This window comes from Gilvimarinus sp. 1_MG-2023 (genome assembly GCF_030548285.1).
In genome coordinates this window covers 223,591-239,303 of the sequence record NZ_JAUOSC010000001.1, presented here as the reverse complement: position 1 = coordinate 239,303, position 15,713 = coordinate 223,591, and the positions used below count along the sequence as shown (strand labels likewise).

Annotated in this window: 11 protein-coding genes; 3 read left to right on the top strand and 8 right to left on the bottom strand. The window is 47.8% G+C overall.

Annotated features, from left to right (window positions below; all coding sequences use genetic code 11):
* Positions 1-60: 60 nt before the first annotated feature.
* A complete protein-coding gene (locus Q4563_RS01030; protein WP_303603312.1) occupies positions 61-1,653 on the top strand; it encodes a lytic transglycosylase in 1,593 nt (530 codons plus the stop codon).
* Here the strand turns inward: Q4563_RS01030 and Q4563_RS01025 are convergent.
* The 4 genes from Q4563_RS01025 to Q4563_RS01010 are packed head-to-tail and all read right to left on the bottom strand — an operon-like array spanning position 1,637 to position 7,227.
* Positions 1,637-3,244, bottom strand: coding sequence for an ABC transporter ATP-binding protein (locus Q4563_RS01025; protein ID WP_303603311.1), 1,608 nt, complete (start codon positions 3,242-3,244; stop codon positions 1,637-1,639). The genes Q4563_RS01030 and Q4563_RS01025 overlap by 17 nt on opposite strands.
* A gap of 6 nt (positions 3,245-3,250) precedes the next feature.
* A complete protein-coding gene (locus Q4563_RS01020) occupies positions 3,251-4,282 on the bottom strand; it encodes an ABC transporter permease (RefSeq protein WP_303603310.1) in 1,032 nt (343 codons plus the stop codon).
* The gene (locus tag Q4563_RS01015; protein ID WP_215977396.1) at positions 4,269-5,354 is read right to left on the bottom strand and encodes a microcin C ABC transporter permease YejB; all 1,086 of its coding nucleotides are present in this window, start codon (positions 5,352-5,354) and stop codon (positions 4,269-4,271) included. The genes Q4563_RS01020 and Q4563_RS01015 overlap by 14 nt, the downstream gene beginning before the upstream one ends.
* Positions 5,355-5,367: 13 nt before the next feature.
* The gene (locus Q4563_RS01010) at positions 5,368-7,227 is read right to left on the bottom strand and encodes an extracellular solute-binding protein (protein WP_303603309.1); all 1,860 of its coding nucleotides are present in this window, start codon (positions 7,225-7,227) and stop codon (positions 5,368-5,370) included.
* Positions 7,228-7,485: 258 nt separating this feature from the next.
* Between Q4563_RS01010 and Q4563_RS01005 the strand changes: the two genes are divergently transcribed.
* Both Q4563_RS01005 and Q4563_RS01000 read left to right on the top strand, forming a co-directional pair.
* Positions 7,486-8,100 carry a histidine kinase gene (locus tag Q4563_RS01005; RefSeq protein WP_215977395.1) on the top strand — a complete coding sequence of 205 codons (615 nt, stop codon included), beginning with the start codon at positions 7,486-7,488 and terminating at the stop codon, positions 8,098-8,100.
* 16 nt (positions 8,101-8,116) lie between these two features.
* Positions 8,117-9,091 carry a sensor domain-containing diguanylate cyclase gene (locus tag Q4563_RS01000; RefSeq protein ID WP_303603308.1) on the top strand — a complete coding sequence of 325 codons (975 nt, stop codon included), beginning with the start codon at positions 8,117-8,119 and terminating at the stop codon, positions 9,089-9,091.
* Positions 9,092-9,136: 45 nt separating this feature from the next.
* Here the strand turns inward: Q4563_RS01000 and Q4563_RS00995 are convergent, their stop codons facing one another.
* The 4 genes from Q4563_RS00995 to clpX form a co-directional block, all read right to left on the bottom strand.
* The gene (locus tag Q4563_RS00995) at positions 9,137-10,999 is read right to left on the bottom strand and encodes a SurA N-terminal domain-containing protein (protein WP_303603307.1); all 1,863 of its coding nucleotides are present in this window, start codon (positions 10,997-10,999) and stop codon (positions 9,137-9,139) included.
* A 130-nt stretch (positions 11,000-11,129) separates the two neighbouring features.
* Complete coding sequence (gene hupB, locus Q4563_RS00990) at positions 11,130-11,402, bottom strand: nucleoid-associated protein HU-beta (protein ID WP_215977392.1); 273 nt, start codon at positions 11,400-11,402, stop codon at positions 11,130-11,132.
* 431 nt (positions 11,403-11,833) lie between these two features.
* On the bottom strand, positions 11,834-14,248 hold the full coding sequence (lon, locus tag Q4563_RS00985) for an endopeptidase La (protein ID WP_303603306.1): 2,415 nt from the start codon (positions 14,246-14,248) through the stop codon (positions 11,834-11,836).
* 148 nt (positions 14,249-14,396) lie between these two features.
* Positions 14,397-15,695: an ATP-dependent Clp protease ATP-binding subunit ClpX gene (clpX, locus tag Q4563_RS00980; protein ID WP_215977390.1), complete on the bottom strand. Its 1,299-nt coding sequence runs from the start codon at positions 15,693-15,695 to the stop codon at positions 14,397-14,399.
* Positions 15,696-15,713 lie beyond the last annotated feature (18 nt).

Below are 15,713 nucleotides of genomic sequence, written 5' to 3'. Positions count from 1 at the left end.
CTGCAAGCAAACCCATAGAATCCACCACAGTTTGTCACTATCCGCAAAGTTGTCGCTTCCATGAATAAAGTGTTACTCCTCTCTGCCAGCCTCGTATTGTTACTTTTGGCAGGGTGCTCTACCCTTCCCCCCCCTGCCGATAACGCTCAGAGTGCGTCCAGCGAGCCCCACCAGCGTCAAGACCCTGAATCACGGTCTACCATTGAGCCCAAACCGCAGCCTCAAGCAACAGTCGACGTTCCACCAGCGACCGAAGACCTGTGGCAACGTATACGAGCGGGATTTGCCCTGCAAGAGCACTCACACCCTAAGATGGAGCAATATGTCCGCTGGTACAAGTCTCACCCTGAGTATATAGACCGAGTTTTTGAGCGCGGCCAGCGTTATCTATTTCATATTGTAGAGCGATTAGAAGAACAGGGGTTACCGCTAGAGATCGCGTTAATGCCGGTTGTGGAAAGTGCATTTGACCCTTTTGCATACTCTCACGCCACAGCCTCGGGCATGTGGCAATTTATGGCTGGGACTGGCTCTGATTATGGCCTAAAGCAAAATTGGTGGTACGACGGCCGGCGCGACGTTGTCGACTCCACCGATGCCGCCATTGTCTACCTAAAACGCCTCCACAAACTGTTTGATGGCGATTGGTTGCATGCCCTAGCGGCTTATAATACAGGGCAGGGTCGCCTAATGCGCTCTATTAAAAGCAATCAAAAAGCCGGTAAAGCTACCGACTTTTGGTCATTAAGCCTACCGCGAGAAACTCGGGCCTATGTACCGCAATTACTGGCGCTGTCCAAAATCATTAACAATCCAGCGGACTTTAATATCGCCCTACCAGAGATACCTAATGCGCCCTATTTTGTTTCCGTCAATATTGACTCTCAGCTAGACTTGGCACAAGCCGCCGAATTAGCCGAAATCAGCATGGATGAGCTTTATTTACTTAACTCCGGTTTTAATCGTTGGGCCACTGACCCCGAAGGCCCACACCGACTCAATATACCCGCCGCAAAGCAAGGCAGTTTTAGTAGCGGGCTGGCCGCCATACCAACTGAGCAACGTATCAGCTGGCAACGCTATACGATCAAGTCTGGAGATTCACTGATTAAAATTGCCCGTCAACACAACACCAGTGCCGAGGCTCTGAAAACTGCCAATAATTTACGCAGCAGCCGTATCCGCGCCGGCGATACCTTAATGATCCCCAAGGCGATTGCAGGCAACGAGCACTATGCGTTTAGCGCCCCTCAAAGAAGAGAGCAAACTCAGGAGCGCTCCAAAGGAAAAAGTGGCAGTGAAAAAATTCACTACACGGTACGCAAGGGTGATAGCTTTTGGCGTATCGCAAACCAACATCAGGTGAGTGTCAGCTCGCTTGTCCGCTGGAATGGCATGGCCCCGCGAGATACATTAAAGCCGGGCCAAAGATTAGTAATATGGAGTCAAACAACGAAAAGCGAAGAAACTGACCGTCAAGTCACCCGCAAGCTTTCTTATAAGGTTCGCAAAGGCGACTCATTAGCTCGTATTGCCAATAAATTTAATGTCTCGGTTGCCGATATTTCACGCTGGAACTCGGTTACCACCGGGCGCTACATCCACCCCGGACAATCACTGACCGTCTTTGTGGATGTTACAAAGGGTCGTTAACCGATGCCAACAAGGTTTGTGTGTATGCATGCGTGGGCCGGGTTAACACCTCGCTGGCAACTCCGGCCTCAACGATCTCGCCCCGGTTCATCACTAGCACTTTATGGCTCATGGCTCGCACCACCTCAAGATCGTGGCTGATAAAGATATAAGACAAACCATATTCGAGCTGAAGCTCTTTTAACAGTGTAATAACATCTTTTTGCACCGAGCGGTCCAGCGCTGATGTAGGCTCATCAAGCACCAATAACTTCGGCTTTAAAATCAACGCCCGGGCAATGGCAACACGCTGGCGCTGCCCGCCGGACAATTCATTGGGGTAGCGATAACGAATGGCCGGATCGAGGCGCACCCTCTCCAACACCGTCACAACACGACCGTCTAATTCTTCTTTTGACAGCGACTGAAAAACCGACAAGCCCTCGGCAATAATATCTGCAATTGACATTCTGGGGCTCAGACTGGCAAAAGGGTCCTGAAAGATAATCTGAATATCCTGCCTGAGATCGCGCATCGTTTTACGGTCGACACTCAACAAATCGATTTTTGATTGACCGTATTCGACTACACCACGAGAGTCGATTAAACGCAGGATAGAGCGCCCCAACGTTGTTTTACCGGAACCACTTTCACCCACTACTCCCAGCGTTTCTCCACTACGCAGTTCAAAATTAACATTGTTGGTAGCTTTAACGTGATCAACGACTTTTTTAAACAAACCTTTTTTAATCGGAAACCAGGTGTTAAGTTGATCCACCTTTAATATAAGGGAAGCGTCATCGGCGATAGCTTGCGGCTCGGCACCGGGTTCCGCGTCCAACAGAACTTTGGTGTAGCTGTGTTTGGGCTTAGCAAAAACCTCAGCTGTTTTACCCACCTCTAACAACTGCCCTTTTTGCATAATAGCAACGCGATCGGCTAAACTCTTAACCACTTTAAGGTCGTGGGTGATAAATAATACCGCCATTCCCAGATCTTTTTGCAGTTGTTTTAGCAATTTCAGTATCTGCGCCTGCACTGTTACATCTAACGCGGTGGTTGGCTCATCCGCAATCAACAATTCCGGCTCATTGATTAAGGCCATGGCGATCATAACCCGCTGACGCTCACCACCACTAAGCTCGTGGGGCAATGATGACAAACGTTGCTCGGGATTGCGGATACCCACGCGCTCCAACCACTGAACAATTTTTTCTAGAGCTGAACGTTTTGTGCCAAGCCAACCGTGTAAAGTTAATGATTCATACAGTTGTTTTTCAATTGAGTGCAGTGGATTGAGTGAAGTCATCGGCTCTTGGAAAATCATGGAGACTCGATTACCCCGCACCTGTTGTATTTTACGTTCGCGAATAGACAGCAGGTCAACGCCTGAAAACACGATGCGCCCCTGTTGATAAACAGCAGAGTGCTCGGGTAATAACCGCAAGATAGATTGAGCGCTGACCGACTTGCCAGAGCCACTCTCCCCTACCAGGGCTAATGTTTCACCGGGATACAGATCAAGATTCAACCCGTGCACAACGGTCCGAACATCGTCTGCGTGGCGAAAACCAATGGTTAAATCTTCAATAGATAAAAGCGCTTTAGTCATTATCACCTACCGTGTTCTGTTGGGGTCAACCGCATCTCGCACCGCTTCACCGACAAAGACCAACAGCGTCAAAAGCAAAGCCAGAACAATAAAGACAGAAATCCCTATCCACGGGGCATGAAGATTGTTTTTCCCCTGCCCAACCATTTCGCCCAGTGAGGCTGAGCCCGGTGGCAGGCCAAAACCGAGAAAATCGAGAGCGGTAAGGCTGGTAATACCACTGACCAATAAAAAAGGCACAAAAGTAATCGTAGCGACCATGGCATTGGGTAACAAATGGCGAAATATAATTTTTCCATCACCAACCCCCATGGCTCTTGCCGCCAAGACATAATCTAGATTACGGGCACGCAAAAATTCCGCACGCACCACCCCAACCAATGCCATCCAACCAAACAGTAACAAAATGGCCAGCAGAATCCAAAAATTAGGTGGCACCAGGCTGGCGATAATAATCAGTACAAATAGCGTTGGCACGCTCGACCAGACCTCCATTATTCGCTGACCAATAAGGTCAACTTTACCGCCGTAAAACCCCTGAACAGCCCCCGCCGCAATACCGATAATGGAAGTGGCAATGGTTAACATCAATCCAAATAAAACTGAGATACGAAAACCGTATATCAAACGCGCCAGCACATCTCGCCCCTGATCATCGGTTCCGAGCCAATTTTTCGAACTCGGGGGGCTTGGTGCCGGAGTGGGAAGATCATAATTTATTGTACGATAATCAAACCGAATAGGCGGCCAAAGCATCCAGCCCGCCTCATTAATCATATCAGCGATATAGGGATCGCGGTAATCGGCTGCCATATCAAAATCACCACCAAAATCCAACTCAGTGTAATTCTTCACCACGGGGAAAAACCAATCCCCGTCATGTTTGACTACAATTGGCTTGTCGTTGGCGATAAGCTCAGCTCCCAGGGTGACAACAAAGAGCAGGAGAAAGAGCCACATACTAAAATAGCCGCGGCGATTATGACAAAACCGTCGCCAGCGCTCTTGATTAAGTGGACTTAACTTAACGGCCTTCAAAATCGATCCTCGGGTCTACCCAAGTATAGGCAAGATCACTGACAATACCGATAAGGAGCCCTAACAGCCCAAAAATATACAGTGTGCCGAACATCACCGGGTAATCACGCTGTAAGGTAGACTCAAACCCCAAAAGGCCGAGCCCCTCGAGAGAAAAAATTACCTCAATCAGAAGTGCTCCGGTGAAAAACATACTGATAAACGTCGCCGGAAAACCGGCAATGATAATCAACATTGCATTGCGAAAAACATGTTTATAGAGAACACGCCTCTCACTGCCCCCCTTAGCTCGAGCAGTCATTACATACTGCTTGTTAATTTCATCGAGAAAAGAGTTTTTGGTCAACATAGTTAACGTTGCAAAACCACCAATCACCATGGCCAGTATAGGCAATGTTAAATGCCAGAAATAATCGATGATTTTTTGGTGCCAACTAAGCTCATCGAAATTGTCAGACACTAAGCCTCGAAGCGGGAACCAATCAAAATACGAGCCGCCAGCAAAAACGATGATCAATAAAATAGCAAACAAAAACCCAGGAATAGCATTGCCAATGACAATCACCCAACTCGTCCACACGTCGAACGGACTATGATGGCGAACCGCCTTGCGGATTCCCAGTGGTATTGAAACAAAGTAGATGATCAGCGTACTCCATAGCCCTAACGAAATTGACACGGGCAATCGATCAACCACGAGATCCATAACACTATCGGCCCGAAATAAGCTATCACCAAAATCAAATTGCAAGTAATCCCACAACATACTGAAATAGCGTTCGTGTAAGGGGCGGTCAAAGCCAAATTGTTTTTCAATTTCAGCGATAATTTCGGGGTCGAGACCACGCCCGCCACGACTTTGATTGTCCGATTCAGCAATACCCCCGGCAGCTTGGTCAGACTCGGCACCGGTCATACGCTCCATGGCGCCCTCACCTATGCCCAACATTTTTGCAACGGCCTGATCAACCGGGCCACCAGGGGTGGCCTGAACAATAAAAAAGTTGAGGGTAATAATCGCAAGCAACGTTGGCACTACCAACAACAGCCTGCGTAGAAGATAGGACGCCAATCGACTTCTCCGCTTATTTCTTCAGACTTTTGGCTTTAGTGTTGTCATACCACCAGCTATCAGTACCGATTGAATATTTCGGCCGCTTATCGGGACGGGAGAATTTATTCCAGTAGGCAATCCGAAAAGAGTCCGAGTGCCACTGAGGAACCACATAAAAATTCCAAAGCGCCACACGATCGAAGGCACGCCCCAAAGCAAGCAGCATTTCATCGTTTTCCTGATTGGCTTCTATTTGCTCAACCAATGCATCAATAACAGGATCTTGCACACCTGCTTGGTTATAGGTGGACTCGATATATTCTGAATGCCAAATAATCTTCATGTCTGTCATCGGGTATGGCATCGCTCCATAACCTTGAGGCAACATCTCGAAATCGCGGGAGCGCATTCGGTTAAGAAACTGAGTAGAGTCCACCATACGCAACTCTGCCTTAATACCAATACGCTCCAGATTACGAGTGAATGGCAGTGTGATTCGCTCCGTACTGGGTGAATACATTAAAATTTCAAACTCGAATGGGGTGCCATTCTCAGTATTGCGTAAAATCCCATTTTTGAGCTCCCAGCCCGCCTGTTTTAGTAGCGACAGTGCCTCACGCATTGCGCCACGAATACGGCCAGACCCATCTGATTTATTAGGGCGCCATACTGGGCCAAATACTTCTTCAGGCAACTGATCACGAAAGGGTTCTAATATCGCCAACTCAGCGTCTGTAGGTTTGCCAGTGGCCTTGTAGGGAGTATTTTCAAAGTAGCTTTCGTTACGACTGTATGATGAGTAAAAAAGAGTTTTATTGAGCCATTCAAAATCCAGCATAAGATTTAACGCTTGGCGAACACGGCGATCTTGGAACAGTTCAAACTGGGTATTAAATACAAACGCCTGCATAGATTGCGGTATAGAATGCGAGAGCTCTTCTTTGATTATACGTCCGTCTTTTACCGCGGGCACTTTATACCCTTCGGCCCACTGTTTAGCTACGTTTTCCTGACGGAAATCAAATTCCCCCGCTTTAAATGCCTCCAGGGCTACCGTTCCATCTCGATAGTAGTCATAACGAATGCGATCAAAGTTCATTAAACCGCGGCGAGAAGGTATATCTTGTGCCCAATAATCGGCAATTCGCTCATAAGTAGCAGATTGACCCATTTTAAAATCAACCACTCGATAAGCCCCACTGCCGAGTGGCGGCTCTTTTAGAGGCTCAGAAAAATCACGCTCTGCCCAATACTGTTTGGGTAAAATGGGGAGGGAAGCTACGCTGCTAATCAAGTCTTTGTTCGGGCCGCTAAAACTGAATTTAACTGTATGCTCGTCAATAGCAACAACCTCTTCCACCTCAGCGTATTTTTGCCGTACGAAAGCGACCCCCTCATCCATAAATTTTTGGAAGGTGAATGTGACATCTTCCGATGTTATCGGTTCGCCGTCTTGATGCTTGGCCTTATGATTGATATGAAAGATAACCCAACTGTAGTCATCTGGGTATTCAAGGCTCTGAGCTATCAGTGAATAATAAACACCGATTTCGTCCTCGCTTGCGACCATCAATGAGTCATAAAATGCCTCGCTATTGATTTCGCTGTCACCGCGCGATGCATAACGATTGAAGCTATCGTAGGTACCCGTTGTGGATAATACCAACTGCCCCCCCTTTGGCGCTTCAGGGTTTACATAGTCAAAGCTCTTAAATCCTTCACCGTATTTGGGCTCACCGCGCTTAGCAAATGCGTGAGAACGAATAATGCTCACAGACTTAGACTCACTTGAAGAAGTAACAGCCTTGGATTCTGCGTGACTCATGGAGCCTGTGATACCGATCAATGGGATTAGTAGCATCCCCAAACCCCAAGCCTTAAATATCTGCATAGTCAACTCTCTCACTCTCTCCAAAATAAGACCTTGATTGTACGGAAAGATTCATCAATGTGTGCACGCGATACCTATCTGACAACCAATTATCAGACTATTTTATTCAGAAACAAGCCCTATACCCCTTTCCTGGGTAATTTTTATGACGATCCCAGACAATAGTGGCAGTCGGTGCTACTATAAAGACATATAATTGAGTTCAGACTGAACAATAATTAACCATCCAGCACTAACTAAGAGCACAGATTAAACGTAATGACGGCCTCCCTTCTCAATGAAGACCAGCGAGATTGCCTACAAGAAATAGCCAATGTGGCAATGGGACAATCCGCCGACCGCCTCGCGCGCCTGCTCGATGTCTTTGTCGTGCTTTCTATACCAAACGTAAGCGTTCTAACCCCTAACGATGTCGCCATGACGCTCAACTCACTGCAGGCTTTAGACGGCCATGAGCAGCAATTAACCGGGGTTTGCCAGGGCTTTATCGGGGACGGCATTGCCGGCGAGGCCCTGTTGATTTTTAACGGAACCGATTACCGGGACCTGGCTCAGCTACTTAAATACGACAACAACGCGGAGAATCGCAGCGAAATCCTAATGGATACCACCAATGTACTCGGTGGTGCCTGTCTGCACAGTTTGGCCCAACAACTGGACACTCACTTTAGCTTGGGCTCTCCGACACTACTGGGCGAACATTACGACATACCAGATCTGCTCAACAAACGCGAGGTTACCTGGAAGAACGCACTTGTCGTTGAAATCAACTACACTATTGAAGACCACCGGGTAAACTGCGATCTATTACTGGTTATCAGTGAAAATTGTATTGATGGTTTATTGGAAAAATTAAACTACCTTTTGGACTGACTCTAAGCGCCCACTTATGTCGCAAGACACTGAATTAAGCCATTTCTTGAAAGATGTCCATTGGTTGATGGACATACTGCAGAATATTGACGTTGGTTTAGTAGTGTTAGATCAAAACTATGAAATATCACTGTGGAATCAATTTATGCAAAACCACAGTGGTAAAGCTCCCGAAATTGTACTCAACCAAACTCTGTTTAGCGTCTTCCCTGAGCTTTCCGAAGATTGGTTTCGACGCAAAGCCGAACCTGCCTTTATATTGAAAAGCGCCACTTTTACAACCTGGGAGCAGCGCCCTTATCTGTTCCACTTCCCCCATTACCGGCCCATTACCGGCACCGCGCGCTTTATGTATCAAAACACTACAATTATTCCTCTCATGAACACGAATGGCCAGGTGTCTCACATTTGCTTGATTGTCTATGATGTGACCGATTCGGCCATGAATAAGCTGGCTCAAATTGAAGCCAATAACCGGCTAGAGGGCCTTAGCCGAATTGATCATTTGACCCAACTTTATAATCGGGGTTATTGGGAGCAGTGCCTAGAGAAAGAGTTTAAACGCTTTGATCGTTATCAAATCCCTGCGTCATTAATCATGTTTGATATTGATCACTTTAAATCGGTCAATGATACCTATGGTCATATAGCGGGCGATGATGTAATCCGCATGGTAAGTGCAACTCTTCGTAGCCAATTACGAGACACAGACCTTGCGGGACGATACGGAGGGGAAGAGTTTGGGGTTGTATTGACCAACACGAATACTGCCGGTGCAGTGGAGTTGACTGAAAGGCTACGCAAACAAATAGAGAATCAAATGGTAGTTTTTGGTGAGCAAGAAATCAAGATAACTGTCAGCCTAGGGGTCTGCGAGCTAAACGAGACTATCGATAGTTATCAGCAATGGCTAGAAAGTGCTGACAAAGCGCTGTATTACTGTAAAGAACATGGGCGTAACCAGAGCTACTCACTGCCCCAAACCCCATAAAAAAACAGCGCCTTCCGGCGCTGTTCATCGCACGCTTACAATGGCTTACTCGATTTCAGCCGACTCACGTAAATAACCGCTCATCGACTCAAAATCAACCGCACCATACATACTGCTTAACGCTTGCCCTAATGCACTTTTTTGCTCTGCGTCTAACTCACCCTCTGGGGTGTCAACATCAGTAAGTTGAACAATAATATATTCGCCCGCCAAGCCTTTACCGGCTGACACTTTAGTCGCATCATCCTCAGGCAGTGGCAATGAGAAAGCAAATTCAACCACTCGACGAGGCTGATCCAAATCACTGCGCTGTATCAAACTTGCCTGCTGGAACTCTAACCCCTCTTGCTCGGCCAAAGACTCTATATCAGAGCCTGAACGCAGCTGTTCAACGATAGAGCTGCCACGCTCAGACAATAAAGCCATGGCTTGCTCTTGTTTAAGCTGGGCGACGATTTCCTCTCGAACCTCTGCCAACGGCTGCACAAAACTAGGTTGGTGATCGACTTTTTTGATCACCACAACTCTGTCTGGAGCCAACTCAAGCAACTCACTAGCATTTCCATACTCAAGCACTTCTTCATCGAAGGCAGCACGCACTACAGCTCCAGAGCTGGCAATGCCCGCCCCGCCATCGCGACTAAAAGGCTCTGTAGTAACAACATCCAGCTCTAGCTCTTGACCTACATCTTCCAAGCTTTGGGCATTGTACGATAGATCTTCCAAACGAATTGATAGTTCGACAAACTGCTCCTCGGCTCGAACACGCTGCAACTCTTGGGCAATTTGATCTTTTTGCTCAGCAAAGGGGGCGGCTTTATCTCCATCGATGGAAATCAATTTTATAAAGTGCGTGCCGCTGTCGGTTTCTACCGGCCCCGACACCTCGCCTTCAGAAAGTTCAGCCAATGCGTCTTCAAAAGTATCAGGGAATGCATCGGCATTGGTGATCCCGAGATCCCCACCCAAATCTTTAGAGCCTAAATCATCAGAAAACTCAGTGGCTATTTCGCTGAAGTCTCGGCCGCTATCAATCGCCGATTGAACTTGCTGAATCTTCTCATCCGTCGGCTCTTCGATTAAAATATGAGCAACATGACGCTCAATAGTAGGCGTGAAATTATCGACGTTTTCTTCGTATTGACTGCGAATCAACTCCTCAGAAATTTCGATATTTTGCATTAAGTTGGCAATACTCAATTCAATATATTCTACCGCCACTTTTTCAGGCACAGCGTAATCTTGACTATTGCTTTCATAATATGAGCTTATCGCTTGCTCTTCGAGCTCAATCTCTTCGAGTAATGATTCAGCGCTCAGAGTTAAGAAATCAAAACTGCGCAGTTGATTGTTTAGCTCCGCCACATAAGTCACTTCCCCTTCGGTGGCAAAATTAGATTGTGTAAGCCCCGTAACTAACTGACTAATGGATAGGTCACGGGTTAATTCTGCGCGATAACTGGTGGGGGTATAAGCAGAGCGAGCGAGCAGCATTCGATACGCTTCTGGGTCAAATTGACCAGATGCATCTTGAAACGTTGGATCAGAAATCAATCTATTGTCAATTTGTTGAGGAGCGATGGTCATATCACTATCACGGACAAACTGAGCCAACAACGTGCGCTCGATCAGACGATCCATTGCTTCGCCACGTAAGTTTTCATCGCTGAGAAAGTCTTCTGGCACTGCATCACCAAAACGATTTCTCATCTGCGCACGCTGCCGCTCAATGGCTCTAGCAACATCGGTCTCAGAGACTTCATCCCCATTGATGGTCGCCGCCACTTGCGTTTGATTGCGACTTGAAAACAGCGCCTCAGCACCGGAGAGCGCAAAAACTATGACCAACAGGCCCACTAAAATACCGGCAACAAGTCCTTTGGAATTGTCCCGCATGGATTGCAACATGTTTGGCTCCTGCAACCAGAAATTGGATCGCTTTGCTAATTGATTATCATAAAAAAGGCGCATCTGGGATGCGCCTTATATTCATCGCATGGGGTAAGCCAGCGATGACTCACTGCTAAGCTTGACTGACTTAGTTTACGGCGTCTTTCAATGCCTTGCCAGCTTTGAAGCTTGGTACATTAGCCGCTGCAATTTGAATTTCAGCGCCTGTTTGTGGATTGCGACCAGTGCGGGCGGCACGCTCTTTAACAGAAAAAGTACCAAAACCGACCAAAACCACTTGGTCTCCCTTTTTCAAAGAATCGGTAACGCCGTCGACAACGGCATCCAGTGCACGGCCAGCAGCAGCTTTAGAAATATCCGCAGATGCGGCAATGGCTTCGATCAGCTCAGTTTTGTTCACGTTTAACCCCTTAAAAATAGATTTTCCAGAACACGTTTTATATTTGTGCAGTGTTTTTTATTGACTCGGTGCTATCAACGAGTAACACGGTGAGGTCCAGCACCACCACTCACTATTGAACTGCGATTTATACCAAGTGGGTGGATGCGGGTCAAGGCTGGCGTAGGTAAATACTGAATTGGTTTGTATTTTGGATAGGTTTTATACAACTCAAGCCAAGACCGCAACAATTGACCGCAATAAAGTAACACATTGGGTAACATTTTCGCCGGAAATAAATAGCCAAATAAACCGAATGTCAACCTTTTTATGCTGGGCCCATCGTCCAGTAGCGCCCCAGCAAAGAACACCTTTACGTCAACATCGAGCTGGGTGGGCTAAACAAGCGATGCTGCAAGCCTGCCCACCCAACGCAAAAATAGCCATGATGACTAGTGGGTATTAATCCTGGACCCAGCCGAATCAGATTTAGCGGCCTTTTCCATAGCCTTAAACTCTTCATCGGACAGAGGCTTAGGAGTATGCTGTAAGGCTACCTGCAACACATCATCAATCCACCTGACCGGACGTATGTCCAGATCGGCTTTAATGTTATCCGGGATTTCCTTGAGATCACGCTCGTTATCGTGCGGAATTAAGACCGTTTTAATGCCGCCGCGATGAGCAGCTAACAGCTTCTCTTTTAGACCGCCAATTTTCAACACTTCCCCGCGCAAGGTGATTTCACCCGTCATTGCCACCTCAGCTTTAACTGGAATACCGGTCAACACCGATACCAATGTCGTGCACATAGCAACACCGGCACTGGGGCCATCTTTGGGGGTCGCCCCCTCTGGCACATGAATATGCAGATCGACCTTCTCATGGTAATCGGGCGCTACCCCCAACACCTGAGCCCGTGAGCGAACAACGGTGAGAGCGGCTTGTATGGATTCTTGCATAACATCGCCTAAAGAGCCCGTTTTAACGATCCGCCCCTTACCTTGCACCGCCGTAGCCTCGATGGTTAACAGCTCTCCACCAACCTGAGTCCAAGCCAAGCCTGTCACCTGCCCCACCTGATCGTCGGCCTCGGCGCGACCAAAATCGAACTTGCGTACACCAAGCAACTCTTCTAGATTTTCAGGGCCGATATGATCCGCAGCCGTGGTTTTATTACGTGTATGCTTGGTTACAATTTTGCGGGCTAACTTGGCGATCTCGCGGTCCAACCCTCGCACACCCGCCTCTTTGCTGTAATAACGGATAATATCCTGAATGGCCTCATCGGCCACACTGAGCTCGGAGGGCTTTAGTCCATTGGCCTTAATTTGCTTGGGAATAAGGTACTTGCGTGCAATATTGACCTTTTCCGCCTCGGTATAGCCCGGAATCCGAATCACTTCCATACGATCCAGCAGTGGGCCTGGAATGTTCATGGAGTTCGACGTACAGACAAACATGACATCGGACAGATCGTAATCAACCTCAAGGTAGTGATCGTTGAAGTGGTTATTTTGCTCTGGGTCGAGCACCTCCAACAGCGCACTTGCTGGATCACCACGATTATCCATACCCATTTTATCGACTTCGTCGAGTAGAAACAGTGGGTTCCTGACTCCGACCTTAGCCATTTTTTGCACCAATTTACCCGGCAAAGAGCCAATATAAGTGCGGCGGTGGCCACGAATTTCGGCCTCATCGCGCACCCCACCGAGAGCCATACGGATAAATTTGCGGTTAGTGGCTCGCGCTATGGATTCGCCCAAAGAGGTTTTACCAACCCCTGGAGGCCCGACCAGACACAAAATCGGACCTTTAATTTTTTTCACGCGCTTTTGTACAGCGAGGTATTCCAAAATACGCTCTTTCACTTCCTCCAGACCGTAGTGATCCTTCTCCAGAACCTTTTCGGCGCGCTCCAAATCGTGGCGAACTTTGCTGCGACTTTTCCAAGGCACCTTAATCATCCAGTCGATATAGGCCCTTAACACTGAGGCCTCCGCCGACATAGGCGACATCATTTTCAATTTGGCCAGTTCAGCACGGGTTTTCTCTAGGGCTTCGTCGGGCATACCGCTATCGGCAATTTTTTGTTCGAGTTCATCAACCTCGTTGACCTCCTCTCCCATATCGCCTAGTTCTTTCTGAATCGCTTTCATTTGCTCATTCAGATAGTACTCGCGCTGGCTTTTTTCCATTTGCTTTTTGACCCGGCCGCGAATTTTTTTCTCAACCTGCAGTAGATCCATCTGGCCATCCATAAGTCCCAGCAAGGTTTCAATTCTTTCACGAACTCCGGTTAACTCCAGCACCGCTTGCTTTTGATCCAGCTCCAGCGTCATATGCGCAGCGATGGTATCAGCCAGTCGGCCAGGCTCATCAATACCACTGAGAGAACTCATAACCTCTGAGGCCACTTTACGTGACAAGCTGACATAGTGCTCAAATTGATCGCGCGCAGCTTTAACCAAAGCCTCAGCTTCTTCTGCATCAATCGACTCTTCTTCAAAAACCCGAACCGCAACTCGCAGATGCCCCTCAACTTCTTCTGAACTCTCAATAAAAACACGCTCTCCACCTTCAACCAGAACCTTAACGGTTCCATCGGGCAGCTTTAACAATTGCAGAATACTGGCAAGGGTGCCAACATCGTATAAGTCATCGGCCTTAGGGTCATCGTCTGCTGGGTTTTTCTGAGCGACCAACACGATTTGCTTATCGGCACGCATAGCACTTTCCAGTGCCTCTATGGATTTTTGTCGCCCAACAAACAGAGGAATAACCATATGTGGGTACACGACAACGTCGCGCAACGGCAGAAGCGGTAAATCGGTATTCATTGAATCTTGCTCATCTTGATGCATGTTTGACCCCTCTCAGGCCGTGGTGGCAAAAAGCCACCGGTTACTATAAGGGTGGGGACTGTCTTCGCCAATTACAAGATAGTCATAGTAAAAAACGCAAAAAGGGTGCCAGAAGCACCCTTTTTTGTTACAGCTGAAGATTATTCGATCAATCCTCTTTCGCCACCTTGGCTGGAGCGGGCTCTGGTGTTTCATAAACCAGAATAGGATCAGACTCACCTTTGACGACGGTTTCGTCCACCACCACTTTTTTGACATCTTCCTCGGAGGGAATCTGATACATGGTATCTAACAACATAGATTCCATAATCGAGCGTAACCCCCTCGCTCCAGTCTTGCGATCCATGGCTTTTTGGGCCACCGCCTCAAGAGCATCGCGACGGAAATCCAGCTCAACCCCTTCCATTTCAAACAGACGCTGATATTGCTTGGTTATGGCATTTTTAGGCTCGGCCAGAATCTCAACCAACGCCTCACGATCGAGCTCATCTAAGGTCGCGATGACTGGCAAACGGCCCACGAACTCAGGAATTAACCCATAACGCACTAAATCTTCAGGCTCAAGCTCGTGTAGGGTGTCGCCAAAGCTTTTATCTTCAGCCTTACTCTTCACCTGGGCAGAGAACCCAATGCCGCCTTTTTCGGAACGCTCACGAATCACTTTATCTAGGCCAGCGAAAGCGCCACCACAAACGAATAAAATGTTCTTGGTGTCGACCTGCAAAAACTCTTGCTGCGGGTGTTTGCGTCCACCTTGAGGCGGCACGGATGCCACCGTACCTTCAATCAGCTTAAGCAGCGCTTGCTGTACGCCCTCACCCGACACATCGCGAGTGATAGAGGGGTTGTCAGACTTACGGGAAATCTTGTCGATTTCATCAATATAAACAATACCTTGCTGCGCCTTTTCGACATCGTAGTCGCACTTTTGCAGGAGTTTCTGAATGATGTTTTCTACATCTTCCCCCACATAACCGGCTTCGGTTAATGTGGTGGCGTCAGCAATGGTAAAAGGCACATTGAGAAGGCGGGCTAAAGTCTCCGCCAGCAATGTTTTACCACTGCCTGTGGGGCCGACCAACAGAATATTACTTTTACCCAGCTCAACGGCGTCCTTATCTTTAGTCTTGCTACCTACCCGCAACCGCTTGTAGTGGTTGTAGACAGCGACCGCCAATACCTTTTTGGCTCTTTTTTGACCAATAACGTATTCATCCAGAATCGCCGAAATTTCGGCTGGCACTGGCAGCTTGTCGGACTGTCCCTCAGTCGTGCTTTCCTGTATTTCTTCACGGATGATGTCATTGCAAAGATCGACACATTCATCGCAAATAAACACCGAGGGGCCCGCAATTAGTTTGCGCACCTCGTGCTGGCTTTTACCACAAAACGAGCAATATAAGAGCTTGCCGTTTTTGTCGCCGTTGTCTCCGGTGTGATCGGTCATTACCCACTCCCAATTCTT

Excerpts from the sequence above, each read along its gene's own strand:
- Q4563_RS01010 (WP_303603309.1), bottom strand. The coding sequence starts at position 7,227 with ATGCAGATATTTAAGGCTTGGGGTTTGGGGATGCTACTAATCCCATTG.
- Q4563_RS01005 (WP_215977395.1), top strand. The coding sequence starts at position 7,486 with ATGACGGCCTCCCTTCTCAATGAAGACCAGCGAGATTGCCTACAAGAA.
- Q4563_RS01000 (WP_303603308.1), top strand. The coding sequence starts at position 8,117 with ATGTCGCAAGACACTGAATTAAGCCATTTCTTGAAAGATGTCCATTGG.
- clpX (WP_215977390.1), bottom strand. The coding sequence starts at position 15,695 with ATGACCGATCACACCGGAGACAACGGCGACAAAAACGGCAAGCTCTTA.
- Q4563_RS01030 (WP_303603312.1), top strand. The coding sequence starts at position 61 with ATGAATAAAGTGTTACTCCTCTCTGCCAGCCTCGTATTGTTACTTTTG.
- Q4563_RS01025 (WP_303603311.1), bottom strand. The coding sequence starts at position 3,244 with ATGACTAAAGCGCTTTTATCTATTGAAGATTTAACCATTGGTTTTCGC.
- lon (WP_303603306.1), bottom strand. The coding sequence starts at position 14,248 with ATGCATCAAGATGAGCAAGATTCAATGAATACCGATTTACCGCTTCTG.
- Q4563_RS00995 (WP_303603307.1), bottom strand. The coding sequence starts at position 10,999 with ATGTTGCAATCCATGCGGGACAATTCCAAAGGACTTGTTGCCGGTATT.